Genomic DNA, 23,875 nt, shown 5'->3' with positions numbered 1-23,875 from the left:
CTTTTTTGTACAATTTCAGCAAGGGGTCTTAACTTGAATTTTTAGTAATCAATAAAATAATGGATGATAAAGTGAAGTTATCTTTTATTAAACCTTGTTTGATCATGTCAAAGATCTCTTCGCGTGAGTAGAATTTACAGCACATGATGCCTTCATTTTTTTGAGGGGAGAGTTGATCTATATCATCAACTTCGCAAAGAATCACCTGGATATTATCTGAGATTAATCCTGAGTCAGTTAATAGTTGTCCAAGTAAATGACTATTAGATGATTCTAAATTCAGTTCTTCTTTCAGTTCTCTTTCGCCGCCAATTAAATGGCTTTCTCCAGCCTCAAGGAATCCGCGAGGAAATTCGTATAAAACCTCACTATTCCTGATGTGTTGAATGATTGCATATTTATTTTCGTGGGCGGCTATTATTACAACACCACCATTTTTTTGATGCAACTTAAGATGTCTCATTTTATCAACTGAGACAGATAGCATGTTGTTTTCGAAAATAACCTTATTCAAAATTGACGATCCATGTTGGTTGGTTAGCAGAACGGCGTATAATCTTTCTTGTATTATAGAGGTAATATAAGACATACGTGAAATAGACCAACACTTTAACGGTTGCGGTCAATAAATCATTGTTGACCTTCAATAGCAAGAATATTTCTTTGACCAATATAGCAGTCGGAAATCCAGATATTAGGATCATGCAAAATATAACTCTGTTCTCAATACCTTTTAACATCCCTCTAAAATCCATATTGCTATATTTTTGGTTCTGCTTTTGGAAGAAATGCTTAATGCTTTCGTTGACATCACTGAAATCAAATTCATTCCTTGAAAGTATTTTATTAAGTGCCAGGGCCGAGTCAGTATATTGCATTTGCCAAGAGCGCAAGCCAGAGAGGGTTCTTATTACCATTCCTCCGATCATACATATAACTAAATTTAAAAATATAGCTGAATATTGGCTGGATATCATTTTGCTGAAGGCTGTATATGAACCAATGTAAAACGACAAGATAACCAGATAGAAAGCAATGGTTTGATCTCTTTTAGAAGACTGCTCTTTTATATGATCATTACATCTTTCATAAACTGACATCAGAAAATCTTTTGATGCTGACATTGGAACTCCTGAAATGTATTTTATAAATAGTTCTTATAAAGTTATTAGTTCTAAAACGCAACGACTGGAAACCATTAAGAACCTTAAATTCCACATTTACCAATGATAACAGTATTGCTATGGAGATACCAAAAGACGACATCCGGCTTCATAGATCAAACTTCAAGGCTATCCATCGGGCATGGTGCGACCAAGCTGGACGCAACTTAGGCCGCGCTGCTGGCAGCCGATAAAAACTTGTGCGGATTCGGCATTATCGGCTTCACCTCCGACAAAGCCCCGCATTCACTAATCAGACTGAAGAAAGCGATCAACTCTGGCGTCACGAAGTTATCGAAACGCTCGTATCCTTCTATGGCCCTCAAAGTCAGTCCATCGCAAACCTGTTTCGCGACGGCCTGAAGATCGAGCAGAACAATGAGACACTCAAACAAAAAGAGCTTTCACTCGCTGAATACAGCTAATTGAAGGCTTCCCCGAGCTCATCAACAACCAATGGGGGCGCCGGTACGACATTACTGTGCGCCTGCGCCGCAAGGTAATCCGCGACAACGGCATTAAATCACTGGTCGAAGCGTGACAGGTTGAAAGAGCCAAACCTGCCAGCCGAAGGCATAACCTTGTGACAGCCCCGTTGCTGCCACAATTTACCGTTTTTGGTCTTTCGTCAGAACTTTCGCCGCGGGCCAACTTAAGCCCCTTTTGATCCGGCATGGCATCGGCAAGCAGCTTCATGAAGCGGAAGTTATCACTCTTTAAGTAATTTAAGCGGCTTCATTTCCGGTATTCCATCTCGCCAAACGTCTTATGCGTTGGAAATGCTTCTTCATGCGGTTATCTTGAGTATTGTTGATGAAAACATCACTGACATCGAGGTGTACTAATAATCGGGAAGCAAGTCACCCTTGTGGGGACGGCTATGTACGGATCATGTAGTCTTCAACTAAAACATATTTACGTGCTGCCTGATTTTTTTAGAGGTTTCGAACCGTGATCACTCAGATGATGCAGGATCACAGATCACGTCAGTAACGAGAGTATGAGATCTGTTATTTTTTTTCGGCTGATCAACCAAAAAATAAATAAGCAAATATTAATTGCAAGGCTTAATTTTCATCTGCCGTGTATACTAATTTATTTTCTTGCTTAGTTTAATGCTTTTTTTCTCAATGGTTATGTACATAATATAAGAAATTACTAATACCGAAGCAAAAGCAACAGTTAACGAATAGAGGTAATGGAAACCCATGCTTTCCATCCACCGTATTATGCAATAGCCGATGACTGAGTGAAGCGCATAAAACGAATAACTTATTTCTGATAAGAAAGAAATAACCCTGTTTTCTTTAATGTGTTTATTTAGCAGGAAGGCTACAAAGAAAAATATGTACCCATATATATAATTGACGCCGGTGCCTATAAATTGATTAGCCTGGGGGCCAATCCTCCATGAGGCGGCGATGCAGAGAGAAACGATAATAGTAGAAGCAATGAACTTGCCAGAAGTGATCTTTTTCTCATAAAAAAAGTTTATCAGCACACCCAGTATCATATAAGATACATATATAAGTTCAATTTTTAGCGCGTCAAAGGAAAAATGCCCTTGTTCAGATGATCCTATCTGAAAATGGCTGGTTATAACTGTCACAGCCATGAATAAAAATGGCATTGCAATAACTTTTATCAGAGCGGCGTTTTTTAACGCGCTATATATTATGGCGCAGCATAAATAAAATTTTATCTCAATAGAAAGCGTCCAGTTTACGTAATCGATGCTTTCATAATTGAATAAAGAGCCTAACAGAGAGATATTAAGAATGAAACGGCTTAATCCTATCTGAGCTTCACTTCCCCAGTACGCATGGCTGGAAGCATATACAGCCATCATGATAACAGAGCAAGCTATATATGTAGGATAAATTCTTAAGGCTCGTGATTTTAAGTATCCGCTTCTGCTTTTTTTTCTTAAAGAATAGGAAATAACAAATCCGCTAATCAGAAAGAACACCGAAACGCCGAATGGGCCGTAATTAAAATAGGGGAGTGGTGGAACCAATGATAGATAGTAACTGGGGTTACCAATATTGTTGCCTGAAGCTCCAGTCACTTTACTAATGAACTCATGATCTAAAGAGTAAATTCCTAACCAGTGAACAATGACTACGCATAAAAAGGCAATAGCTCTAAGTTGTCCTGCAAAAATAACGCGAGACGAAGATATCGATGTAGGATACGTCTGGGCAATGCCTGCGCCATTGAGTTCAGGTGATGCTTGCGACATGCAAGACCTCTTCAGATAAAAACCAGTAATTAAATTTCTGTTAAAAAAGGGTAAAGATCAAGTAAATTGTGAGACTTGTCTTAATTTTGGCGTAAAAAGGTTCAGTCAAAGGTTAAAGAGACTTGTGCTAAGCAACCAAGGGCAGTTGTCTGACAAAGTGAAGTGTAGGGCTAAGCTTGCACATTCAATGGTGAGATGATTGAACTAAAAGCTGCTCTTTAGGCTATTTAAACTCTGCGATTTTGTCTTTACGTTTTTTTATAAAAAGATGCCATTATCTTATTTTCATAAATAATGCTTAAATATCATTAGCATAAGTGGAAAGCATGCTGACAGTGGGGTGAATGCTCCTGACCCATTTTGCTCATTAAGTAATGGTCTTTATGCGCCGCATCAGGGATCAAGACGTTTGGTCATTTCACCGATAGTGAGCGAAAATTATGCCACCTATAGTGGGCAGCAATTGCCTGCCACACAGACCTTCTCAGCCATCAGCAGGACACCGCAACAATGATAAAAACGATCGCCGGATTACTGTTACTGACATCTCTGTATGCTACTGCTGGCACGCCGCTGCAATGCGGACCTTTCAAAATCGAGTCTGATGAAAAGGGCGCAGTCACGGTTAATGGTGCCAGCGCGAAGATAAAGAGCACCACCTTTCTCAAAGCAAAAAACGATGACGATAACGTCAGGCTTCACTGGCGGGTCAAAAACACCAAAGCGCCAGGCATGATCGATATGGATCTGGTGACTCGTGAGGGTAAATCGGAGTTAGAGGCTGAAATCGTCCGTACCAGCCCGAGTCAGATAAAAATTCGCGGCAGCTACGACTGTGAAAAAATAAAGTAACCGCGAGTTCCTGCACCTTGAGCAGACGGAAAGCAAACAGTCGTATCAACTACCGCGTTGAAAACAGCCTTAGCTCAAATATCGATGCGCGCCTTTTCAGGCAATAACGAGTGAAACCCGGTTAAGGCCCTCTGGCCCCAGATGTGATGCGCTCAGGTTTCAGGCAGCCCGATGAATGCGTTCACTCCGCTTTTTTACACTCATCGATCAGGGCCGCTACCGATGCGCTGATGTCGGCGGCGTGCGGGTCATAAAAAAATTCAGTGCTGGTTTCGCTGTGGCTAAATTTGGCTATTTCGACCCAGGCGATAACGGTTCCGTCACCTTGTTCAAGGTTATAGCGTTGCGTACCGCCAGGTAGCGGATCGTCCTGATCCAGATAAAGGTGCCGGCTGATGGCAGCTGAGTAGAGACAGGACTGCACCTGATCAGGATGCGCATTAAAATAGGCGGTTTTAACTTGCGGATGTAATCCAACCCGACCGGTATCCACACAGCCGGCCACCATCATTAAAGCGAGTACTAAAACTGTTTTCTTCATCAACTCAAACCTCATCACGCTGCAGCATTTTTTTAGTCCATTCCGTCAGCCCTGAATCAGCGCCGGACACGGCACAGAATAGCCTGAACTATACTTACCTTTTTTCAACGAGGAGGATGAGATGATCAATCTTCGAGAGATGAATGAGAAAATTCATCAGGTGCTGCAGGCCGATGAAGCGTCAGGGTTTACGTCGCAGACTGCAGAGCAGGTATTAGCGGTGGTGAAATCTTACTGGCAGGAGGGCGATGAAACGATAAGAAACGACATCACCCAGAAATTGTCCCGTCTGGAAAAATCGGGCGTGCCTTTTCCGGATCATTACCTCGATACGCTGTAGCCTTCCGCTAAACCACAATGCGCCCCTGCGTGGGGCGCGATCTCTTCACTACTGCGCTTTGTAGGGATCTTTTTTATCATCCTGACTATCATCGTTCTTACGCGGCACTTCGCCATGATCTTTTGGCGCATCAGTAGCGGGATGATCGTCCTCTTCATAGGCATTGCCGACGTGTGGCGCCGCTTCCGGCAGGCTTTTACTGACTTCACCTTCGTGTTTACGTTCTTCATTGGTTTTATGTTTAAACATACTTCACTCCTTTTTTTTCTGTCCGTTAAGTCTAGACCAGCCAACAGAAGCTGGCAGGCGGGTCCACGTTCAGATAAAAAAAAGCCCGCACGAAGCGGGCTGAATCGGAGTTTTCTCTCGTGTGCTGCACGGCTTTATTCGTTGCGTGTCAGTGTGTAGCGGGATCATGCTAACGGGGTAGAACCGGCGCGGGAATGGACAAATCTGTTATCTGGCGTGCGGCAGGTCACAAATTAATCGATTAATAAATTCGATTGAACGGATTAATAAAAGGCATATAGTGACCTGCGTTACCAGGAGATAGAAATTATGTTACGAGACTATTTAAAGATTGAAGCTGACGATCAGCTGATTAAAAACCGTACCCTGAGCCTGAACAATCGCGGTCAGGAAGAGGTCACTGAGTGGACCATCGTCAGCCCGCACGGCGTCAAAAAAGGCGGCGTGACCCTGTTTGATAAACTGAGCACCCGCCGTTCATGGTGTGTCGGCTATCGCATCACGCAAACCGATCTGCATGGCAATGTGGTGGTGGATAAGCTGACTGACGCGTTATAAGTTGTCCGACTTTTGCCGTAGTAAAATGTGAACTTTGTTGGAATTAACCCGCAGCGTAGCGGGTTTTTTTATGTCCGCTAACGATAGCGGCGTAGTTCTACCAGCGTGCCGGCCAGCTTTATGCCATCACGACGGGAATGCAGCAGTGGAAAGTCGATGTTCTCCGGTGCCAGCTCAAACTGCACAACACCGCTCTCACTGCTGCGTTGCCGGTATGTACGCAGCAGTGCGCTGTTCTGCTGCAGCGCCAGCACGCTGTCGCCGGGCAGCGGTGAGACGGCCGGATCGATGATCACCACATCATTGCGCCTGATAGCAGGCGTCATGGCCTGTTCCTCAACCCGCAGGGCAAAGCTCTGCTGAGAGAGCGCCATGTCGTTATGCATCAGCAAATCACACTTCACCGAAGTGGCGTCATTCAGCCACGGCACCACGTCGCGCTGATTCAGTAAGGGAATCTGATGCAGCCCGGCAAATCCACTTTCGCTGAAAACAGGACCATCGCCATCTATCAGATAGGCAGGCGCGCATCCCAGCGATTCCGACAGCCGCAGCAGGTTTTCACCACGCGGTAACGTCTCCTCTTTTTCCCATTGTGAGATCGCCACATGGGACACTTTTACCTGTTCCGCCAATTGCTTCTGCGTTAATCCCAGGTTTTTTCGTCGGTGGCGAATACGGTCGCCCAGCGTTTCGTTTTTCATCTGCTTGACATTCAGGTTAAGAATGATTTAAGTATACTTAACCCTGGCATTTAAGCAATCTTAAATTTCAGGCAGGGGACGTGCCTGTTGTTGCACGCCGTGGTGTTCCAGTGACCTTACCGGGTAGAGGGGTGCGGCATGGAAAGTAGTTTAATTACCAGTATGGGTGCGTTGGTTTTGGGTGGGGGCGCGGCGGCACTGTTCTGGAAACCGTTATTGGCGGGTATCGCGTCAATCGTGACCAGTAATCGGGCCGGCGGCGAAATTATAACCAGTTATAAAGAACAGGTGGTGTTGCTGAAGGAGAGCAACCTGCTGATACGAGAAGAGAACGACGAGCTACGAGAACGGCACGATAAAAATTTGCGGCGTATCTCCATGCTCGAAACCGATCTTCGGCTTATCAAGAATGCGTTAGGGATACTGCTGGCAATGACAGAGGCCGATCACAGCGATAAGTTTCGCAACGAGGTCGATCGCCTTATCTCAACTCTGGAGGATCGCAGCGATGGTGACGATAAATAGTCCTGCTACAACCCTGTTAAACAAGCGAAAAATTATCCTCGGCGGCGTAATGCTGGGCTGCTCGATGATCTGCGTGCTGATGACGATTCTGTTTCTTTATGTCAGCAATACGGCCAACCGGCGAGTAGCAGAGATTCGGCAGGAGTATCGCAATATCGCGGCAAAACGTGATGCCCGGGTCGATTTGCTGACTAATCAGGTGACGACGTTACAACACAAACTTGATGCGTTACCGGACCGCACGGCGATCAAAACGGTGGATAAAGTCAAAGAGGTAGTGATTGAAAAAGAAGTGTCACCGATGCATTCGCAACCCAGGCCATAACTTCCGATTATTCTTAGTGCGGCTTCGCTATTATCGACTAGTTTTAAATCTCCGGGCGACATTTTCTTTCGCTGTATTGTGCGAAGAAAAGGCCCGCAGATTGGCCGGTTGATGAACCGCTACGCCAAATCACTTTGGATAACTAACCAGAAGGACATTTAGCATGAGCGATTCAACAGAAACCAAGAGCAAAAATGATTACCTGCGTGATGTCACCTCTCAGCTGAAAGAGATGCGCCACTATGCGCAAACCAACACCGAGACGCTGTCAGCACATTGGTTAGCCTTCGACGCGGGCGAATACAAAGACAAAGTTAACGCCGATCGCATCGATGCGCTACTCAACAAGCAGGGTAAGATGCTGGAAGATCTGGATGCGGCCATTCAGGACATTGAGATCGAAATTAATCACAGCGAGCAGGAGAGTTAAGTGATCTCCCGCTAACTGATGCGGTGGCCATTAAGGGATTAATCGGCCACCAGCCACATTTCCGCTTCGTCGAACATCTCTTCAACTATCCGCGCAATCGTCGCTTTATCGTTCTTACTCAAATCCGTATCAATAGCGTTACGTTCCATCGGTTTGACCTTAACTTCAATGTCAGGAAACACCCGATGCACCCGCTTTTCCAGCTCTTCGAGAATCATCTCGCGCGCACCCGGTAAACCGGCTACGTTACGCTTGTCATAAATCAACTCAACAAACATGATGGCAATCCATTCAGGGCAAAATCGCTGGGATATAATACTGTAAATAAAAACAGTGGCAAGGCGGCGCGCCCGATTACGGGAAATATTTTTATGTCATGCCGGACTGCATCTTGATCTGGCTTATTACTGCATCATCACGACATAATGGCAGCTCAAACATCTGGAGAAGTGCGATGCGACAACTGGTCATTGATATTCTGCTTAAACTGGCAAAGATGGACGTCGACGCGAAAGAGCTGACCGCCCAGCTTGAAGCGCAATCGCTGCTCGTTGCTGCGTTACTGGTGCAGGCCAAACAGGACAACACGCTGACGATTAGCGAGACGGTTCAGGATGCTATTGTCACGGCGTCACGTTCGTCGACCGACTTTTTGCAGTCTGACGTAGACCTGCTGCTGACGCACATTAATCGTCTGCTGGCAGTGGCACAATATGTGGAAGTAAAAGGAAAGATGGCAGAAGAGGAGTAGCCGGAGAAAAAAATTCGCCTCTGGAGGTGAAATCCAGCAACACCTCCAGAGGCAGTGCAAAAGCACTATTCGTTCAAGGACAATCACGACCGAAGTCGTAGGATGAAGTTATACACTTTCCTCGTCCTTGTACAACTTTATCGGCGGTTATATCACTGGTTGGAGGTGTATAAAGAATACACCTTACAAGACTGGCCGATCAGAGCTCGTTTTTGATGCAAAACTCTTCCCAGCTCATCCCCAGCGATTCAGCATGTGATTTGAGATAGGTCTCAATCGCCTCAGCCGCCACCGCTTTGTCTGGCTCAGCCAACTGTATCGAAAAGATCATCCCATCCAGATTTTTCTGACGTAAAAAAGCCGCATAGATGCGTTCAGCGTGCCATTCACGCAACTGACGCAGGGAAAGATTGGCCGCGCGGGCGTCGCTTTCGGTCAGCTCATCCAGCGCTGCCTGGAAATCGGGATGAGCGGTAAAGAACATGTCGCGCGCCTGCGCGTAATACGCTTCTGGGGTTTTCATAGCCGGGTTCCTGAATATCTGTTGCAGCCCGCCAGTGTAGCGGGTTGCGCCAGCCTTGTCAGGAAGCGATGCTACGGCGTGGCAGAACAAGGGTACTGACGCCGACTTTATACAAGACAATGAAAAAAAACGCGCCGGGCGCGGCTGGATCAGCCGGATACCTTGCGCACTGGCGTGGAAAAATTATAACGTAGCCGCCATTGACGCGATCTTAGGGATTAAACATGAAAAAGTGGATGCTGATTGCCACGCTGGCACTGGGCGGTTGTGCGCAAATCAACGATTATGACAGTGCGGTGCAAACGCCGGCGCCGGCGAATCTTCAGGGTAACTGGCAAACCGTCGGGCCTCAGGGAAAGCTGATTAGCGATCAGGCAATGGGCTCGCTTATTGTCAATGCGGATGGCAGTACGCTGGATTGCCGTCAGTGGCAGCGAGTGATTGCCAAACCCGGCAAACTGACGTTGCTGAGCGGTGATTACGTTAACGTAACGCGTCAGGTTCGGGTGATGCCGCTGGTGGTGGATAATGGTGAACTGAGCTATGACGGGCTGACGCTGCGCAAAGTGGATCGTCCGACCCTTGAGTGCCAGCAGGCGCTGGAGGAGGTGGCGAAGCAGCCAAAAGCCGCCATCATTCAGAATATTGAACCGCAGCTGCTGCGGACCCACATTACCGATAACAATGCGGCGGCCTTATCGCAATAACGTGATCTGGCAGGGCCGCGGCCCTGCCAGAAGAGGCACTACTCTGCGACGACCCAGACGCTGACGCTGCCGCCGTTACAGACAAACACTGCATTACCCTGACCATCGGCGGTAATGGTTTCTTCACGGTTTGCCAGATGATCGCGCCATACCTTGCCGGCATAGCCTTCACCCATCGCCACGGCTTTTTCGCCCGCCTCGCCATTCGACATGATTACCACACAGCCCGGCTGCGTTTCGGTTCCGCTGCGGCTAAAGGCAACGCAGTTAGGATGATCGAAATAGTCGGTCTGTACGCCCCAGCCATACTGCTGGCGCGCCCGGATTAACCCTTCCAGCTCCGGGATCACCGGCATCTCAATCTTATGCTTCTCACCGTCGCCACCGGTATCTTCGTAACTGGCGCCGAACAGATCGGGATAGAAAATGGTCGGTACCCCTTGTTCTCGCAGCAGGATCAGCGCGTAAGCCAGCGGTTTAAACCAGGCTTCCACCGGCGCTTCCAGCGACTGTAGCGGCTGGGTATCGTGGTTGGCGACGATCGTCACCGCATGCCAGGGATCGGCCACCACCAGCGAATTAGCAAAGATCTGACTCAGATCGTAAGCGCTGCCTGCGGTTGACGCCTGGTGGAAGTTCATGTGCAGTGGCGCATCAAACAGCATGGTTTTGCCTTCCACCTGATGCACATATTCCTGCAACTTGTCGGTTTCAAACGACCAGTATTCCGCGACGATGAACATCGGCTCTTCGGCCACTTCCTGAATGTGGTCGATCCAGGCTTTATAGAACCAGGCCGGGATATGTTTCACCGCATCCAGACGAAAGCCGGTACACGGCACCTGTTCCATCACCCAGCGCGCCCAGTATTTCAGCTCTTCGCTCACCGCTTTATTGCGGAAATCGATGTTCGCGCCCATCAGATAGTCGAAGTTACCCAGCTCATTATCCACCTGATCGTTCCAGCCTTCGGCGGTGTAATCATTAATGATTTTAAAGACGCCGTTTTCATCCGGATTTTCGATATGGTCGACGCCGCTAAAGCATTTATGATCCCAGACGAATTTAGAATATTCACCGGCGCGCACCGGGAAGGTGAACTTCGTCCAGGCTTCGCACTCCACCACCTCGTCGTAAATTTCATCACGGTTGTCCGGATTGACGCGGTTGATGCGGATCTGCTCTTTTTCATCGGCACCCATTTTATGGTTGAGTACCACATCCAGCAGCACGCCGACGTTGTGGCTGCGCAAGGCATCTGCTGCCGCCAGTAACTGCTGTTTATCGCCATATTTGGTGGCAACGCTGCCTTTCTGATCAAATTCACCGAGGTCAAACAGGTCATAGCTGTCGTAACCGACCGAATAGCCACCCGATTCCCCTTTATAGCTCGGCGGCAGCCAGGCCATGGTGATGCCGATTTCGCTGAGCCAGGCCGCGCGATCGGCGATTTCCGGCCACAGTTTGCCGCCATCCGGGTAATACCAATGGAAAAACTGTAATAACGTCGGGTTTTGCATCTACTGCACTCCAGGGGATGATGAGAATCAAGTATGGAGTAAGCGGCAGAAAAGAGGCGCCGCGCAGAGAAATAAATCTGGCGGCGGGAGAGAGCAGCAATCAGGAGAGGGTTTCGCGCGGTACCATCACAACACCGCCTTGCTTACCGTAGGCAGAAAGCACCGATTTCTGGCGCGCATTCTGGCCGACCAGCGAGGCCAGCTCATCCATCCGCGCCTGCAGCAGGCGTTTCACTTCACTCTCATTATCCAGAATATGACGCAATACCGGACGCAGCTGCTCCTGAACCTGAACGGAAGGAGCGGCAGCTTCTGTCGATTGTGCTAACGATTGCACCGCGCTGACATAGTCCATCTCCCTGCTGATCAATTCATCCCATTCGCCCTGTGCGGCGTGACGCAGCATTCCCTGGCTGAGATCGAGTAACTGTTGGTAAACGGCAATCAGATGCGGTGCAATAGTCATTAAACGGCGTCCTGAATCAGGTTAGGTTGAACCACTTCTTTCCACGCGTCGGCGATGTTGCGCAGTAAGCCTTCGACTTCTTCGATAGCTTCTGCATCATTGTGCAGGTTGGCCTGCAACAGACGACGCGTCATGTAGTTGTAAAGACCCAGCAGGTTGTCTGCCAGCTCATCACCACTGTTTTCACTGAGGCCCTGTTTGAGGCCTCCTTCAATAATATTGATAGCTTTGGAAAGGGAATTACCTTTGCCTTCAATATTGCCATCCTGCATAAACAGGCGAGCGCGAATCAGCGCGCTGAGCGCGCCATCAAACAGCATAACCACCAGCTGGTGCTGGCTGGCGCTCATCACGGCGCTTTCCACGCCAATTTTTGCATAGGCTTTGGTGCCTGTAGCGCTGTACATGGTCACTCCTTACGATTTGGAACTGCTTGACGTCATGTTGTCAAACTGCTGAGTCAGGTAGCTACTGGTGCTGTTGAGTGAACTCATCGTCACATCGAGCTGGGTAAATTGCGCCTTATAGCGGGCAATCAGGTTGTCGATGCGAGTGCTCATTTTGTTGTACTGATCGGTCAGGTTGTTGAGCGTCTTGCTCACGCCATCCTTCGCCGCCTGAATGATGCCGGTTGATGAGAGCCAGCCGGTCAGGTTAGTGGCGATTTTGGTGGTGATGCCGGTGGTTTTGCCGTCGCCGATCATCATCTCTTTAATGCCGTCAGGATCTTTATCTAAGGCGGTTTTCAGTACCGCCGAGTCCAGCTTCAGTGCACCGGTGGTCGGGTCTGAAGAGATACCAATCTGCGACAGGGTTTTATAGCTGGATGAGCTCGCGGCATTAGTCAGCAGACCTTTTAACTGCGTCTGTATAGTGCGCAGCGTACTGTCGCCCACCAGCGCGCCGTTGCTGGTATCCTGCGCCGTTGCACCCACATCAACAGCGGTATATTTGGTCAGGCTGTTGAACTGATCGAGCAGGGTATTGTACGCATCAACAAAGGTAGAGAGCGCCGTCGTCACCTTGGTGGTGTCTTTAGCGACGTTCAGGGTCTGGCTGGTGGTGGTGGTGTCTTTCAGATTAAGGGTGATGCCCTCTAAGGCGTCGCTGATGGTGTTGCTGCTGCTGGTGATGGCAACATTATTCACCGTTAGTTGGGCATCCTGTGCCGCCACGCTCAGATCCATAGGATTGTCTGCATCGGTTTTAGTGGCATCAAAACCCACAACGCTTTGCAGCGTATCGTCGCCGGTCACGGTCACGGAGGAGACCGCATATTTCTCACCGGTTTTCGCCGCCGTTAATGAGAGCCGATATTCACCGTCACCCGATTTAATGATGCTGGCGCTCACGCCGGCACCTGCTTTATTGATCGCGTCACGCATACCGCTCAGTGAGGTCTGATCGCTGGTCAGTGTAATATCTTTACTGGTGCCGTCAGCCAGCTTGATAGAGAGCGTACGGCTGGCCGCTGAGCTGTCGCCCAGTACGGCGGTGTTGCTGCTCTGCACGCCGGAAGTCAGGGTTTGCGCCTGCGCCAGCTTCGACACGCTAATGGTATAGCTGCCGGCTACGGCGCCGCTCGCGGTGGTGGCGCTAAAGGCGCTGCCGGTACTGGTGGCGGTGGTGGAGCTAAACAGATCGGCGCTGTTCAGCGCGGTATTCGCGGTCTGAAAGGTCGTCAGCGCGCTGGAGAGCGTACCGTAAGCGCTGAGCTTAGCGGTATAGGCGCTCTGCTGGGTTGAGATCGGTGTCAGCGACGCTTTTTCAGATGCCTGCAAATTATCCAGAATCGTACTTAAATCGAGTCCTGAACCGATACCCAGGGTGGAGATAGTAGCCATGTTGCTTCCTTATATGGTCGACACGGAGTTTGAATACCTGAGTTATCGGCCTTGATTAACGAAAGTTTAAGGTTATTTGCCTTAGGGTAATGAGGTAAATAGGGCATATAGAGAAGGGTATTTCAACGACTAGAAAATTAATCAATTAAGTCTAAAGAAGTGCGGCAGGGTGGCGATAACCAAAAGCGTGACAGGTTGAAGCAAAAAAATTCGCCTGGTACTAAAAAAATTCTAAAGGTTGTTTAACGGCAGACGATAACAACTTTGACGGCGCTGAAGCCGGCGGGTTGAAGCCCACACCTTAACCGAAAGACTTGATTAACAGGAAAATTTATCATGGCCCAAGTCATTAATACCAACAGCCTCTCGCTGATCACTCAGAACAACATCAACAAGAACCAGTCAGCTCTGTCTACTTCTATCGAGCGTCTGTCTTCTGGTTTACGTATCAACAGCGCAAAAGATGACGCTGCTGGTCAGGCAATTGCCAACCGTTTCACCTCTAACATCAAGGGCCTGACTCAGGCTGCGCGTAACGCCAACGACGGTATCTCTGCTGCGCAGACAACTGAAGGCGCGCTGTCAGAAATCAACAACAACTTACAGCGTATCCGTGAGCTGACTGTTCAGGCTCAGAACGGCACCAACTCTGATTCTGACAAATCTTCAATCCAGGACGAAATCAAATCACGTCTGGACGAGATTGACCGCGTATCTGGCCAGACCCAGTTCAACGGCGTGAACGTGCTGGCGAAAGATGGCAGCATGAAAATCCAGGTTGGCGCGAACGATGGTGAAACTATTACTATCGACCTGAAGAAAATTGACTCTTCTACGCTGAAACTGAACACCTTTAACGTGAATGGCCCGCAGGGTACCCCGGCTGCCGCCACTGCTGCTGACTTCCAGTCAGTCTACGGTTCAACCAGTAACGTTTCTAAAGCGACCGTAGCTGAGAAAACGACTGATGACCTGGCGACTCGCCTGGGCGTTGCAGCGGCTAACGTTACCGTTACTGCAGACAAAGTTTACAAAGATGACAACGGCAACCTGTTTGCTAAAGTCAACGTTGCTTCAACCAGCGCTGCCGAAACTAACAGCCTGAAAGCGAACGGTTTCGACATCGCTAACGGTTCTAACCAGGACTTCTACGTTGCAGTTGATGCGCAGTCAGCCGCTACCACTGCAGGTGGTGACACCGCCGCGTTTACCCTGGACACAACCAACATGAGCCTCTCTACGCTGACCACGGGTGCAACTGCTGACCCACTGGCCAAGCTGGATGACGCGATTGCCAGCGTTGATAAATTCCGTTCTTCACTGGGTGCGATTCAGAACCGTCTGGATTCAGCGGTAACTAACCTGAACAACACCACTACTAACCTGTCTGAAGCACAGTCTCGTATTCAGGATGCTGACTACGCGACCGAAGTTTCAAACATGTCTAAAGCGCAGATCATTCAGCAGGCGGGTAACTCAGTGTTGGCGAAAGCTAACCAGGTTCCACAGCAGGTTCTGTCTCTGCTGCAGGGCTAATCGGCTCTACTCTGAACGTCAAACCCCGCTTCGGCGGGGTTTTTTTATGCCTGTGATTAGCCGCTTTTTTAGCGGCTTCTCCACCCATCAATCGCTGCCCGCTGACTTATTATCCTGACACTGTGCCGCATTCTGTTAAGCGCCTCTGTTGAGCAGGTAAATAATGAAAAATATCACTGTCGTTGAACCGCTGTTTGTCAGTGCCTTTAAATGTATTGGCAGCGCGTGCCGCGACCACTGTTGTAAAGGCTGGGATATCACTCTCGATAAGTCGACGGTCAATCGTTATCTGAAATCTTCCCGGATTGAAATTAAGACGCTGGCGGCTGAAAACATCATCACGACCCGTAAAAGCCATGCCAGCTGGGGAGTGATGAAGCTGAATGCTGCAGGTAACTGTGCCTTTATGGATGAAAACCGGTTGTGTAAAGTCCACGCAACGTTAGGTGAATCAGCATTAAGTCCTACCTGCGCCACCTACCCAAGAGCGGCGAATACCTTTAAATCCGAGCAGCAACGAACCCTCGCGTTATCCTGCCCGGAAGCCACGCGACAGCTCTTCGCCTCGCCCGATGCGATGCTGTTCGGGGAAACGCTCAGACGTCTGCCAGAAGGCTTTAAGGCGAAGGATCTCGATCATGAGAAAAAGCTGCTTAATTTGATGTGCCTTAACATTGTTAAGTTCAGCGGCGTTCAGCTTGATGAGGCGCTGTACGCGCTGGCCAGTTTCCTGCTGGGCGTGGAGAAACTGAACGCAAGTGAGGATCGGGTTGCGCAGATGGAGCACTATTTTTCTCAAACGCTGGCGGGTTTAGAGCAGGGCGAGATCAGGCAACAAATTGCACAGTTGAAGCCAGATTACAATTTGCAGTGGTCGCTGTTGTTAAGGCTTCAGAGCTATCTCGGGGTCATGGCGGATAAGCGGGGCTGGCCAACGCTGAACCACTACGTAAATAAGCTGATTTATATTCAGGCGGAAGGCGCGCAGTCGGATGACATTCACCAGTCGATGATACGACTGGACCATGCCTGGCAGCATAAAGTGATGCCGTGGCTCGCCGAACGTCCGTGGATAATGAACAACTATGTTCAGTACCGCATTTACGATGATTTTTTCCCCAATGACGAAGGCCGTAGCCACTTACTCAGCCTCTATCTGCTGACGGCAGAATGGTTTTTACTTAAATCACTGATTGCCGCCAATGTTGAGCTGGTCGGAGAGATGAACGAAGATGATATGATTAATATCATTTACAGCTATCATTCTATTACCAAACACAATCCGCAATCTGCCGCTGCCTTCATCGCCGAAATCAATAAAACCAAAGTCAACGATGACCTGTCACTGCTGTTATTATTGAAGTAAATACGACCCCGCGTTAGCGGGGTTAATTTTAAAATTCGCAAATGAGGCTAATTTCTCTGCATTCAGTGCGACTTAGCATTTTTAAATCTTCAGTATTAAGCCTGAGAACGGTATGCTTGTCGTTTCTGACACATTTAGTTACCAGGGCGTAAATAACTCCGCAATGAAGACCTTCATTATCAACCTCGCTTCATCCACTGAACGCCGTGCCATGATTTCCGCACAGTGCCATAAGGCAGGAATAGCCTATGAGTTTATTGATGCCGTTAACGGTAAAGCACTGAGTGAGAAAGAAATTTCTCAGCATACGCGGCCGGTTAACTATGCGTTTAAACCTGGTGAAATAGGCTGTGCATTGAGCCATATCAATATTTACCGGAAAATGGTTGATGAAAACATTGCGCAGGCTTTGATTCTGGAAGATGACGCGCTGCTAACTGAACAGTTACCGGAAATATTAAACAGCCCCGCATTACAGTTGCCAGAAAATAGCCCTGTGCTGGTACTGTTATCGCAAGTTAATAAATATGTTAATAAGGTTGTTGCACCGGTTACGCCAGCCGCCAGTTTATATCCGGTACACAGCGCGACCACGTCTCATGCCTATGTGATTAATCTCGACGCCGCCAGACGACTGCTGAAGCTGCTTTATCCGGTCTGGATGGCCGCGGACAAATGGTGCCTGTTTGAGGAGTTGGGTGCATTCCGTTTACTGGCGGTCTGTCCAGCGCCGGTATTGCTGCACGAGGTGGCGCAGCAAACGACGATCCAGCAGATTGATGACGTGGAAAACCACGACAGAAAAAAACGCCAGATCTGGGACAGGTTAATGACGATGCGTCCGGTAAAAGCAAAATTGCGTCATCGTTACCGTCGGGCAGTGGTGCCGCTTTTACATCCGATTGTTGATGTCAAAGGCAGACTAAACCGTTCCAGTCACTGATTCCTCTGCGGGCGCTGTCCCGCCATCCTCAACGCGTGGGGCGGCAGCGTACGCTGAATGCCCCGGCTGATGCAGCGTGACGGTCCCGCCGCCGCGCCGCCGTAATCGACCACCCGGTTACAGTTCCCCTCCAGCCTGCCGATAACTCCTTGCAGAACAACATCACTTTTGATCCATTTTCCTTATTTTGTGGAGTGTCTATGCGCTTCAATTATGACTTGTTACCGGGTGAGCGGCTGACCTTTGAGGAGATCGCGCTGCGCTATGCCCAGCAATATCCTGAGGAGAAGGAGTTGACGGCGCGCGCGCTGCTCAGCCCGTCAACCAGCTTTCGCACCCTGAAAATCCGTGCGGTGTTTGCGCAGGAAGAGAGCAACAGTCCGCTGGAGGATCTGCTGTTCATCGCCAACGATAATGAACGTAAAAATTATCTGCGCCGCTTTGAGCACTACCTGAAGCAGAATCTCTCCTTTCTCTATTTCCGGCGCAGCGAGAAAGAGAAACGCGACAATCTTTGGAAAGTGATGGGCAGCACTCAGGTGTTCGCGATGATCGATCCCCATTCGGCTACCGCCCAGAACCTGATCAACAGTCGTGGCTACAAACTGGTGCTGATGTATCAGGATGAAGACGAGGCCTACTGGCAGCTATTTAACCCGCAGGCGAATCCCTGCTTTCCGCAGTCGCGGCGCATCCAGTTCATCGTGGTGTTAAGCACGCCCCAGCATAAAGTCCCGGCGGCGGTGATGCCGGGGACAGAAGTGGGGCGCCGGGTGAAAGCGCGGGTGCTGCAGCGCGCCAGTCAGGCGGAGTTCAGCGCGGGGGTAAAAGCGCGTTACGGTGGCTGTGTGATGACCGGAACCCGACTCACCGAACGGCACAACTGGCCGTGGGTGGAAGCGTGTCACATCGACACGCAGGAGAATGACGAAGGGGTGCTGGCGGATAACAGTATCGATAACGGTTTATTTTTGCGCAGCGATCTACAACGACTGTTTATCAATCGGCTGATCAGCATCGATGGTGAATCGGGGCAGATTCAGGTGCATCCGGGTGACGAGGCGCAGGAAAACATCAGCCCTTATTATCAGGAACTTGATGGTCGCGTCTGCACCCTGTGGTCGGCAGTTCCTCCCGCCACCCGCCAGCGGCTGCGGGCGCGACGCTAGTCCACATCAGGGGCAGACGGATTTGCCCCTGCAGATAACAAAAATGAAATAACCTCGTTTTACCCCGCCTATTCCCCCAATCAATAACCCTACAGAATTGGATAATCATGCCGATAACTTCATTAACGCAGGGTAGTCAACGTGAACGATCTCTATACCGCCGAAGGCGTGATGGACAAGCATTCGCTCTGGCAGCGCTACGTCCCGCTGGTGCGCCATGAAGCGCTGCGCCTGCAGGTGCGTCTGCCAGCCAGCGTTGAGCTGGACGATTTGCTGCAAGCGGGAGGTATCGGCCTGTTAAATGCCGTGGAGCGCTACGACGCGCTACAGGGTACGGCCTTTACCACCTATGCCGTGCAGCGTATCCGTGGCGCAATGCTGGATGAGCTTCGCAGCCGGGACTGGGCTCCACGCAGCGTGCGTCGAAACGCGCGCGAGGTGGCCGGAGCAATGCATAAGGTGGAACAGGCGCTGGGTCGTGCTGCCTCCGAGCAGGAAGTCGCTGAGCAGTTGAATGTTTCAATGGAGGAGTACCGGCAGATCCTGCTGGACACCAACAACAGTCAGCTCTTCTCCTACGATGAGTATCGGGAAGAACATGGCGACAGTGCGGAGCTGGTGACGGAAGGGCATGAAGAGGCCAACCCGCTTCATCAGTTGATGGAAGGGAGTCTGCGTGAGCGCGTCATTGAAGCGATCGAAGCGTTACCCGATCGTGAAAAGATGGTGCTGACACTGTACTACCAGGAAGAACTGAACCTGAAAGAGATTGGCGCGGTACTTGATGTGGGGGAATCCCGTGTCAGCCAGCTGCACAGTCAGGCGATTAAACGCCTGCGGGCCCGACTTACGGGAGCGCGCTAGCAGTATCAGTTCCTGGCGATTCAAAAATATAAGAAACCGGGGACTCAGCAATGGGAGCCAAGACCAAGGCCAGACCGTTAAGTCGTTATCTTAAAGACTATAAACACAGCCAGAGCAACTGTTCACACTGTGGCAAGGTATTAGATCGTATGGCGCTCGTTTTTCGCGGCCAGATCATCAATAAAGAGGCCATCGCTCGGATGGACCAGATGATTGATGAGCCACTGTGGCTGAAACTTCAGCCAGAACTGACTGCTCTCTGTCGCTTTTGCAGCGATATTTTTTGCAATACCCATCCTAATTACTTCGACATTATGGCGTTCAAACAGTACCTGTTCGAACAGACAGAGATGAGCCCCAGCACCATTCGTGAATACGTGGTGCGGCTGCGTCGGCTTGACGACATGCTGAAGGCAAAAAATTTCCCGGCCGATCGGCTACAGGGCAATAGCTGGCATCAATGTCTGGAAAGCGACCTGCCGGATGCGGGCAATAACAATTACCGTATTGCTCTGCGCAAATACGATCAGTTTTTAGGGTGGCAACAGGGCTAGATCCCTGCTGCACACCCATTGCTCCCCCTGCGCACCGCCGGTGCGTTCCTGCCATTTTTAATCTGAAAAAAATGGCGGGGCGGGGGAGCACGCCTGTCACCGCATCTCACGCCACCTGAATCAGAGTGATCCTTTTCGCATCTTCTGCAACACTGTAAGGATAATTTCCAATGCCCGAATGGAGGCAGCATTGTCTTTACATCTGTTACACCAGTTTCCCCGGCTTGAGCTGCTGGGCGCACCGACGCCGTTAGAGCACCTGCCGCGACTCTCCGACTATCTGGGCCGCGATATTTTCATTAAGCGCGACGATGTCACGCCCGTGGCGATGGGCGGCAACAAACTGCGTAAGCTGGAATTTCTGGCGGCCGATGCGCTGCGCGAAGGCGCGGATGTGCTGCTAACCGCTGGCGCGATTCAGTCCAACCATGTGCGGCAGACCGCTGCCGTTGCAGCCCGTCTTGGCCTGAAATGCGTTGCGCTGCTGGAAAATCCGATTGGTACCCATGCTGAAAATTACCTGAGCAACGGTAACCGGCTGCTGCTGGAGCTGATGGACGCGGAAGTGATCATGGTCGATGCGCTGCACAACCCTGCGGAACAGCTGGCTGAGCAGGCTGCGCGGCTTGAAGCCCAGGGATTCCGCCCTTACATCGTGCCGGTCGGCGGCTCCAATGCGCTGGGTGCGCTAGGCTATGTGGAGTGCGCGCAGGAGATTGCCCATCAGAGCGAAGGCGTGGTTGATTTCGCCGCCGTGGTGGTCGCTTCAGGCAGTGCCGGCACCCATGCCGGTCTGGCGGTGGGTCTGGAGCATCTGTTGCCGGAGACCGAGCTGGTGGGTGTCACCGTTTCACGCCAGACTGAGGCGCAGTTACCGCTGGTTGAGCGGCTGCGTCAGTCGCTGGCGGAGACGCTGGAAGTGCAGGCTAAGGCACCGATTACCCTGTGGGATGACTACTTTGCGCCGCGCTACGGCGAGCCAAACGACGAAGGCATGGCGGCGGTGAAACTGCTGGCACGGCTGGAAGGTATTCTGCTGGACCCGGTCTACACCGGTAAAGCGATGGCGGGCCTGCTGGACGGCATCAGTCAGAACCGTTTCCGTCGTGAAGGGCCACTGCTGTTTATTCATACTGGCGGTGCGCCGGCGTTATTTGCTTATCATCCTTCGGTCTGAGACAAGCAAAAAAAACAGTTTATAATCTTGCCGTTATCACGACAGACCGGCAGCGGGATCGCAGCGTTGCCGTTATAAACTACACACAACACAATCAATAATGGGGTGAATATGACCTTTTCTCTTGTACGTCGCCAGTTGGTGATGGGCGTCATGGCCGTGGCGCTGGTCGCGGGCGTCAACGTTAAAACTTTCGCAGCGGAAAACCTGCTGAATAAAATTAAAGAGCGCGGCACGCTGCTGGTGGGTCTGGAAGGCACTTATCCGCCGTTCAGCTTCCAGGATGAAAAGGGCAAGCTGACCGGTTTTGAAGCGGAGTTCGCGCAACAACTGGCGCAGCATATGGGCGTTAAGGCCAGTCTGAAACCGACCAAATGGGACGGTATGCTGGCCTCGCTGGATGCGAAGCGCATTGATGTGGTGATTAACCAGGTCACCATCTCTGATGAGCGTAAGAAGAAGTATGACTTCTCTACGCCATACACCATCTCCGGCATTCAGGCGCTGACCATGAAAGCCAACGCGGGCACCATCACCAAACCTGCTGACCTGGCCGGTAAAAAGGTGGGCGTCGGTCTGGGCACCAACTACGAACAGTGGCTGCGTGAAAACGTGAAAGGCGTGGATGTGCGTACCTATGATGATGACCCGACGAAATATCAGGATCTGCGCTCAGGCCGCCTGAACGCCATTCTGGTTGACCGCCTGGCCGCGCTGGATCTGGTGAAGAAAACCGGCGATACCATGGCCGTTGCGGGTGATGCGTTCTCTCGTCAGGAATCGGGCGTTGCGGTTCGTAAAGGCAACGACGACCTGCTGAAAGCGATCGACCAGGCTATCGCTGAAATGCAGAAAGATGGCTCGCTGAGCAAGCTGTCTCAGAAATGGTTTGGCGCGGACGTGACGAAATAATGCAGGAAAGTCTTCAACTGGTGCTGGATTCAGCACCTTTTTTATTAAAGGGTGCGCTGTTTACGCTGCAACTCAGCATCGGCGGGATGTTCTTCGGCCTGGTGCTGGGATTCATTCTGGCGCTGATGCGTCTGTCACGCTTCTGGCCGATCAGCTGGCTGTCGCGCATCTACGTCTCTATCTTCCGCGGTACGCCGCTGATCGCTCAGCTGTTTATGATCTACTACGGCTTACCGCAGTTTGGCATTGAACTGGACCCGATTCCGTCGGCGATGATTGGCCTGTCGCTGAATACGGCGGCCTATGCCTCAGAGTCACTGCGTGGCGCGATTTCCGCGATTGAGCGTGGTCAGTGGGAAGCGGCAGCGAGTATTGGTATGACGCGCTGGCAAACCCTGCGCCGGGTGATTCTGCCGCAGGCAGCCCGCACCGCGTTGCCGCCGCTGGGTAACAGCTTTATCAGCCTGGTTAAAGATACCTCACTGGCGGCGACCATTCAGGTGCCGGAGCTGTTCCGTCAGGCGCAGCTGATTACCTCGCGTACGCTGGAAGTCTTTACCATGTATCTGGCTGCCTCGCTGATTTACTGGGTGATGGCGACGGTGCTGTCCGCCCTGCAGAACCGGCTGGAGCAGCACGTTAATCGTCAGGATCAGGAGTCGAAATGAGTGCCATCGAAGTCAGAAAGCTGGTGAAATCCTTCAATGGCCAGACGGTGCTGCACGGCATCGATCTCGATGTCGCGGCAGGCGAAGTGGTGGCGATCATCGGTCCCAGCGGCTCGGGTAAAACCACGCTGCTGCGCAGCATTAACCTGCTGGAAGTGCCGGACAGCGGTACCATCAAAGTGGGCGATATCACCGTTGATGCGGCACTGGCGCAGAGTAAGCAAAAAGAGCAGGTGCGTCGTCTGCGTCAGCAGGTGGGCTTTGTCTTCCAGAACTTCAATCTGTTCCCGCACCGTTCGGTGATGGAGAACATTATTGAAGGCCCGGTCATCGTTAAACGCGAAGCCAGATCGGAAGCGGTGGCACGCGCCCGTGAACTGCTGGAAAAAGTCGGACTGCACGGCAAAGAGGAGAGTTATCCGCGCCGTCTTTCTGGTGGTCAGCAGCAGCGCGTAGCCATAGCCCGTGCGCTGGCGATGCGACCTGAGGTGATTCTGTTTGATGAGCCGACCTCGGCGCTGGATCCGGAGCTGGTTGGGGAGGTGCTCAACACCATCCGCGCGCTGGCCGAGGAGAAACGCACGCTGGTGATCGTGACGCATGAGATGAGCTTTGCCCGTGACGTGGCCGACCGCGCCATTTTTATGGATCAGGGGCGTATCGTCGAGCAGGGCGAAGCAAAAGCGCTGTTCAGCAATCCACAGCAGCCGCGAACCCGTCAGTTCCTCGATAAATTTCTCAGTCAGTAATGCCGCAGCCTTCCCCAGGGAGGGCTGCGTTAATCTGTTTAAAAATCACGATTTTGGCTGAATAGCGTAGCGGTTATTGCCGCCGATATTCAGCATTATCACAGTTCAATAAGCCATCGTTAAACCTTTTGGCACATCTGACAAATCTTTTCCTTTCATCGGATATAGAGTGGTTTTTATTATTGCCACTTCCTCTT

Annotated in this window: 31 protein-coding genes; 19 read left to right on the top strand and 12 right to left on the bottom strand. The window is 50.6% G+C overall.

Annotated elements, in window-relative coordinates; translation table 11 throughout:
• Positions 1-28 precede the first annotated feature (28 nt).
• Positions 29-514 (bottom strand): NUDIX hydrolase, encoded by a 486-nt coding sequence (locus tag WFK59_RS07575; protein ID WP_262287627.1) that lies wholly within the window; start codon positions 512-514, stop codon positions 29-31.
• Positions 507-1,124 (bottom strand): hypothetical protein, encoded by a 618-nt coding sequence (locus WFK59_RS07570; protein ID WP_262287628.1) that lies wholly within the window; start codon positions 1,122-1,124, stop codon positions 507-509. Before WFK59_RS07570 ends, WFK59_RS07575 begins: the two co-directional genes overlap by 8 nt.
• A 239-nt stretch (positions 1,125-1,363) precedes the next feature.
• Here WFK59_RS07570 and WFK59_RS22075 point away from each other — a divergent pair, with 239 nt between their 5' ends.
• The gene (locus tag WFK59_RS22075) at positions 1,364-1,588 is read left to right on the top strand and encodes a phage neck terminator protein (RefSeq protein WP_442956301.1); all 225 of its coding nucleotides are present in this window, start codon (positions 1,364-1,366) and stop codon (positions 1,586-1,588) included.
• Between the two features lie 665 nt (positions 1,589-2,253).
• On the opposite strand, the gene WFK59_RS07565 is transcribed toward WFK59_RS22075, so the two are convergent.
• Complete coding sequence (locus tag WFK59_RS07565; RefSeq protein WP_336755502.1) at positions 2,254-3,405, bottom strand: acyltransferase family protein; 1,152 nt, start codon at positions 3,403-3,405, stop codon at positions 2,254-2,256.
• A 510-nt stretch (positions 3,406-3,915) separates the two neighbouring features.
• On the opposite strand from WFK59_RS07565, the gene WFK59_RS07560 reads away from it, so the two are divergent.
• Positions 3,916-4,257 carry a hypothetical protein gene (locus tag WFK59_RS07560; protein WP_336755501.1) on the top strand — a complete coding sequence of 114 codons (342 nt, stop codon included), beginning with the start codon at positions 3,916-3,918 and terminating at the stop codon, positions 4,255-4,257.
• Between the two features lie 181 nt (positions 4,258-4,438).
• Here the strand turns inward: WFK59_RS07560 and WFK59_RS07555 are convergent, their stop codons facing one another.
• Positions 4,439-4,798 (bottom strand): hypothetical protein, encoded by a 360-nt coding sequence (locus WFK59_RS07555; RefSeq protein WP_336755500.1) that lies wholly within the window; start codon positions 4,796-4,798, stop codon positions 4,439-4,441.
• Between the two features lie 121 nt (positions 4,799-4,919).
• Between WFK59_RS07555 and WFK59_RS07550 the strand changes: the two genes are divergently transcribed.
• Positions 4,920-5,138, top strand: a complete 219-nt coding sequence (locus WFK59_RS07550) for a hypothetical protein (RefSeq protein ID WP_336755499.1) — start codon at positions 4,920-4,922, stop codon at positions 5,136-5,138.
• Between the two features lie 48 nt (positions 5,139-5,186).
• Here the strand turns inward: WFK59_RS07550 and WFK59_RS07545 are convergent, their stop codons facing one another.
• On the bottom strand, positions 5,187-5,387 hold the full coding sequence (locus WFK59_RS07545) for a hypothetical protein (protein ID WP_094121761.1): 201 nt from the start codon (positions 5,385-5,387) through the stop codon (positions 5,187-5,189).
• 309 nt (positions 5,388-5,696) lie between these two features.
• On the opposite strand from WFK59_RS07545, the gene WFK59_RS07540 reads away from it, so the two are divergent.
• A complete protein-coding gene (locus WFK59_RS07540) occupies positions 5,697-5,945 on the top strand; it encodes a hypothetical protein (protein ID WP_233987827.1) in 249 nt (82 codons plus the stop codon).
• A 77-nt stretch (positions 5,946-6,022) separates the two neighbouring features.
• Here WFK59_RS07540 and WFK59_RS07535 read toward each other — a convergent pair whose 3' ends face one another.
• On the bottom strand, positions 6,023-6,649 hold the full coding sequence (locus WFK59_RS07535) for a helix-turn-helix domain-containing protein (protein WP_336755498.1): 627 nt from the start codon (positions 6,647-6,649) through the stop codon (positions 6,023-6,025).
• A gap of 138 nt (positions 6,650-6,787) precedes the next feature.
• Between WFK59_RS07535 and WFK59_RS07530 the strand changes: the two genes are divergently transcribed.
• The 3 genes from WFK59_RS07530 to WFK59_RS07520 all read left to right on the top strand — a co-directional run bounded on the left by WFK59_RS07530 (position 6,788) and on the right by WFK59_RS07520 (position 7,929).
• Positions 6,788-7,174: a hypothetical protein gene (locus tag WFK59_RS07530; protein WP_233987829.1), complete on the top strand. Its 387-nt coding sequence runs from the start codon at positions 6,788-6,790 to the stop codon at positions 7,172-7,174.
• Positions 7,158-7,499: a hypothetical protein gene (locus WFK59_RS07525; protein ID WP_233987830.1), complete on the top strand. Its 342-nt coding sequence runs from the start codon at positions 7,158-7,160 to the stop codon at positions 7,497-7,499. The genes WFK59_RS07530 and WFK59_RS07525 overlap by 17 nt, the downstream gene beginning before the upstream one ends.
• Positions 7,500-7,662: 163 nt before the next feature.
• Positions 7,663-7,929 (top strand): hypothetical protein, encoded by a 267-nt coding sequence (locus WFK59_RS07520; RefSeq protein WP_094121756.1) that lies wholly within the window; start codon positions 7,663-7,665, stop codon positions 7,927-7,929.
• Between the two features lie 38 nt (positions 7,930-7,967).
• Here WFK59_RS07520 and WFK59_RS07515 read toward each other — a convergent pair whose 3' ends face one another.
• Positions 7,968-8,207: a DinI-like family protein gene (locus tag WFK59_RS07515; RefSeq protein ID WP_031375086.1), complete on the bottom strand. Its 240-nt coding sequence runs from the start codon at positions 8,205-8,207 to the stop codon at positions 7,968-7,970.
• A 176-nt stretch (positions 8,208-8,383) separates the two neighbouring features.
• Between WFK59_RS07515 and iraP the strand changes: the two genes are divergently transcribed.
• Entirely contained in the window at positions 8,384-8,680 is a 297-nt protein-coding gene (gene iraP / locus WFK59_RS07510; protein ID WP_233987831.1) for an anti-adapter protein IraP, read from the top strand.
• A gap of 199 nt (positions 8,681-8,879) precedes the next feature.
• On the opposite strand, the gene WFK59_RS07505 is transcribed toward iraP, so the two are convergent.
• On the bottom strand, positions 8,880-9,203 hold the full coding sequence (locus tag WFK59_RS07505; protein ID WP_094121754.1) for a DUF6388 family protein: 324 nt from the start codon (positions 9,201-9,203) through the stop codon (positions 8,880-8,882).
• A 224-nt stretch (positions 9,204-9,427) separates the two neighbouring features.
• Between WFK59_RS07505 and yedD the strand changes: the two genes are divergently transcribed.
• On the top strand, positions 9,428-9,910 hold the full coding sequence (gene yedD / locus WFK59_RS07500; RefSeq protein ID WP_233987832.1) for a lipoprotein YedD: 483 nt from the start codon (positions 9,428-9,430) through the stop codon (positions 9,908-9,910).
• A gap of 38 nt (positions 9,911-9,948) precedes the next feature.
• On the opposite strand, the gene amyA is transcribed toward yedD, so the two are convergent.
• The 4 genes from amyA to fliD all read right to left on the bottom strand — a co-directional run bounded on the left by amyA (position 9,949) and on the right by fliD (position 13,740).
• The gene (gene amyA, locus WFK59_RS07495) at positions 9,949-11,430 is read right to left on the bottom strand and encodes an alpha-amylase (protein WP_336755497.1); all 1,482 of its coding nucleotides are present in this window, start codon (positions 11,428-11,430) and stop codon (positions 9,949-9,951) included.
• A 100-nt stretch (positions 11,431-11,530) separates the two neighbouring features.
• Entirely contained in the window at positions 11,531-11,896 is a 366-nt protein-coding gene (gene fliT / locus WFK59_RS07490; RefSeq protein ID WP_233987834.1) for a flagella biosynthesis regulatory protein FliT, read from the bottom strand.
• Positions 11,896-12,303: a flagellar export chaperone FliS gene (gene fliS, locus WFK59_RS07485; protein ID WP_233987835.1), complete on the bottom strand. Its 408-nt coding sequence runs from the start codon at positions 12,301-12,303 to the stop codon at positions 11,896-11,898. The genes fliT and fliS overlap by 1 nt, the downstream gene beginning before the upstream one ends.
• Positions 12,304-12,312: 9 nt before the next feature.
• Positions 12,313-13,740, bottom strand: coding sequence for a flagellar filament capping protein FliD (gene fliD, locus WFK59_RS07480; protein ID WP_336755496.1), 1,428 nt, complete (start codon positions 13,738-13,740; stop codon positions 12,313-12,315).
• Positions 13,741-14,076: 336 nt separating this feature from the next.
• Here fliD and WFK59_RS07475 point away from each other — a divergent pair, with 336 nt between their 5' ends.
• From WFK59_RS07475 to tcyN, 10 genes are all read left to right on the top strand, one after another.
• On the top strand, positions 14,077-15,276 hold the full coding sequence (locus WFK59_RS07475) for a FliC/FljB family flagellin (protein WP_336755495.1): 1,200 nt from the start codon (positions 14,077-14,079) through the stop codon (positions 15,274-15,276).
• A gap of 163 nt (positions 15,277-15,439) precedes the next feature.
• Complete coding sequence (gene fliB / locus WFK59_RS07470; protein ID WP_336755494.1) at positions 15,440-16,642, top strand: flagellin lysine-N-methylase; 1,203 nt, start codon at positions 15,440-15,442, stop codon at positions 16,640-16,642.
• A gap of 112 nt (positions 16,643-16,754) precedes the next feature.
• Positions 16,755-17,585, top strand: a complete 831-nt coding sequence (locus WFK59_RS07465; RefSeq protein WP_336755493.1) for a glycosyltransferase family 25 protein — start codon at positions 16,755-16,757, stop codon at positions 17,583-17,585.
• 200 nt (positions 17,586-17,785) lie between these two features.
• Positions 17,786-18,754: an HNH endonuclease signature motif containing protein gene (locus tag WFK59_RS07460; protein ID WP_233987839.1), complete on the top strand. Its 969-nt coding sequence runs from the start codon at positions 17,786-17,788 to the stop codon at positions 18,752-18,754.
• A 141-nt stretch (positions 18,755-18,895) separates the two neighbouring features.
• Positions 18,896-19,618 (top strand): RNA polymerase sigma factor FliA, encoded by a 723-nt coding sequence (locus WFK59_RS07455; protein WP_233987840.1) that lies wholly within the window; start codon positions 18,896-18,898, stop codon positions 19,616-19,618.
• A gap of 50 nt (positions 19,619-19,668) precedes the next feature.
• Positions 19,669-20,172, top strand: coding sequence for a flagella biosynthesis regulatory protein FliZ (gene fliZ / locus WFK59_RS07450; RefSeq protein ID WP_233987841.1), 504 nt, complete (start codon positions 19,669-19,671; stop codon positions 20,170-20,172).
• Between the two features lie 190 nt (positions 20,173-20,362).
• On the top strand, positions 20,363-21,349 hold the full coding sequence (locus WFK59_RS07445) for a D-cysteine desulfhydrase (RefSeq protein ID WP_233987842.1): 987 nt from the start codon (positions 20,363-20,365) through the stop codon (positions 21,347-21,349).
• Positions 21,350-21,460: 111 nt separating this feature from the next.
• Complete coding sequence (gene tcyJ, locus WFK59_RS07440; protein WP_233987843.1) at positions 21,461-22,261, top strand: cystine ABC transporter substrate-binding protein; 801 nt, start codon at positions 21,461-21,463, stop codon at positions 22,259-22,261.
• Positions 22,261-22,929 carry a cystine ABC transporter permease gene (gene tcyL, locus WFK59_RS07435; RefSeq protein ID WP_094121744.1) on the top strand — a complete coding sequence of 223 codons (669 nt, stop codon included), beginning with the start codon at positions 22,261-22,263 and terminating at the stop codon, positions 22,927-22,929. The genes tcyJ and tcyL overlap by 1 nt, the downstream gene beginning before the upstream one ends.
• A complete protein-coding gene (tcyN, locus tag WFK59_RS07430) occupies positions 22,926-23,678 on the top strand; it encodes an L-cystine ABC transporter ATP-binding protein TcyN (protein ID WP_233987844.1) in 753 nt (250 codons plus the stop codon). Before tcyL ends, tcyN begins: the two co-directional genes overlap by 4 nt.
• The last annotated feature ends 197 nt before the right edge of the window (positions 23,679-23,875 follow it).

It is taken from the genome of Pantoea sp. USHLN298 (assembly GCF_037149395.1).
In the GTDB taxonomy this organism is placed as follows: Bacteria; Pseudomonadota; Gammaproteobacteria; order Enterobacterales; family Enterobacteriaceae; genus Pantoea; species Pantoea astica.
This window is presented reverse-complemented; position numbering and strand designations above follow the sequence as displayed.

Bases quoted from the DNA above. Each gene is read 5' to 3' on its own strand.
- WFK59_RS07570 (WP_262287628.1), bottom strand. From the start codon at position 1,124: ATGTCAGCATCAAAAGATTTTCTGATGTCAGTTTATGAAAGATGTAAT.
- WFK59_RS07565 (WP_336755502.1), bottom strand. From the start codon at position 3,405: ATGTCGCAAGCATCACCTGAACTCAATGGCGCAGGCATTGCCCAGACG.
- WFK59_RS07560 (WP_336755501.1), top strand. From the start codon at position 3,916: ATGATAAAAACGATCGCCGGATTACTGTTACTGACATCTCTGTATGCT.
- WFK59_RS07555 (WP_336755500.1), bottom strand. From the start codon at position 4,798: ATGAAGAAAACAGTTTTAGTACTCGCTTTAATGATGGTGGCCGGCTGT.
- WFK59_RS07550 (WP_336755499.1), top strand. From the start codon at position 4,920: ATGATCAATCTTCGAGAGATGAATGAGAAAATTCATCAGGTGCTGCAG.
- WFK59_RS07545 (WP_094121761.1), bottom strand. From the start codon at position 5,387: ATGTTTAAACATAAAACCAATGAAGAACGTAAACACGAAGGTGAAGTC.
- WFK59_RS07540 (WP_233987827.1), top strand. From the start codon at position 5,697: ATGTTACGAGACTATTTAAAGATTGAAGCTGACGATCAGCTGATTAAA.
- WFK59_RS07535 (WP_336755498.1), bottom strand. From the start codon at position 6,649: ATGAAAAACGAAACGCTGGGCGACCGTATTCGCCACCGACGAAAAAAC.
- WFK59_RS07530 (WP_233987829.1), top strand. From the start codon at position 6,788: ATGGAAAGTAGTTTAATTACCAGTATGGGTGCGTTGGTTTTGGGTGGG.
- WFK59_RS07525 (WP_233987830.1), top strand. From the start codon at position 7,158: ATGGTGACGATAAATAGTCCTGCTACAACCCTGTTAAACAAGCGAAAA.
- WFK59_RS07520 (WP_094121756.1), top strand. From the start codon at position 7,663: ATGAGCGATTCAACAGAAACCAAGAGCAAAAATGATTACCTGCGTGAT.
- WFK59_RS07515 (WP_031375086.1), bottom strand. From the start codon at position 8,207: ATGTTTGTTGAGTTGATTTATGACAAGCGTAACGTAGCCGGTTTACCG.
- iraP (WP_233987831.1), top strand. From the start codon at position 8,384: ATGCGACAACTGGTCATTGATATTCTGCTTAAACTGGCAAAGATGGAC.
- WFK59_RS07505 (WP_094121754.1), bottom strand. From the start codon at position 9,203: ATGAAAACCCCAGAAGCGTATTACGCGCAGGCGCGCGACATGTTCTTT.
- yedD (WP_233987832.1), top strand. From the start codon at position 9,428: ATGAAAAAGTGGATGCTGATTGCCACGCTGGCACTGGGCGGTTGTGCG.
- amyA (WP_336755497.1), bottom strand. From the start codon at position 11,430: ATGCAAAACCCGACGTTATTACAGTTTTTCCATTGGTATTACCCGGAT.
- fliT (WP_233987834.1), bottom strand. From the start codon at position 11,896: ATGACTATTGCACCGCATCTGATTGCCGTTTACCAACAGTTACTCGAT.
- fliS (WP_233987835.1), bottom strand. From the start codon at position 12,303: ATGTACAGCGCTACAGGCACCAAAGCCTATGCAAAAATTGGCGTGGAA.
- fliD (WP_336755496.1), bottom strand. From the start codon at position 13,740: ATGGCTACTATCTCCACCCTGGGTATCGGTTCAGGACTCGATTTAAGT.
- WFK59_RS07475 (WP_336755495.1), top strand. From the start codon at position 14,077: ATGGCCCAAGTCATTAATACCAACAGCCTCTCGCTGATCACTCAGAAC.
- fliB (WP_336755494.1), top strand. From the start codon at position 15,440: ATGAAAAATATCACTGTCGTTGAACCGCTGTTTGTCAGTGCCTTTAAA.
- WFK59_RS07465 (WP_336755493.1), top strand. From the start codon at position 16,755: ATGCTTGTCGTTTCTGACACATTTAGTTACCAGGGCGTAAATAACTCC.
- WFK59_RS07460 (WP_233987839.1), top strand. From the start codon at position 17,786: ATGCGCTTCAATTATGACTTGTTACCGGGTGAGCGGCTGACCTTTGAG.
- fliZ (WP_233987841.1), top strand. From the start codon at position 19,669: ATGGGAGCCAAGACCAAGGCCAGACCGTTAAGTCGTTATCTTAAAGAC.
- tcyJ (WP_233987843.1), top strand. From the start codon at position 21,461: ATGACCTTTTCTCTTGTACGTCGCCAGTTGGTGATGGGCGTCATGGCC.
- tcyL (WP_094121744.1), top strand. From the start codon at position 22,261: ATGCAGGAAAGTCTTCAACTGGTGCTGGATTCAGCACCTTTTTTATTA.
- tcyN (WP_233987844.1), top strand. From the start codon at position 22,926: ATGAGTGCCATCGAAGTCAGAAAGCTGGTGAAATCCTTCAATGGCCAG.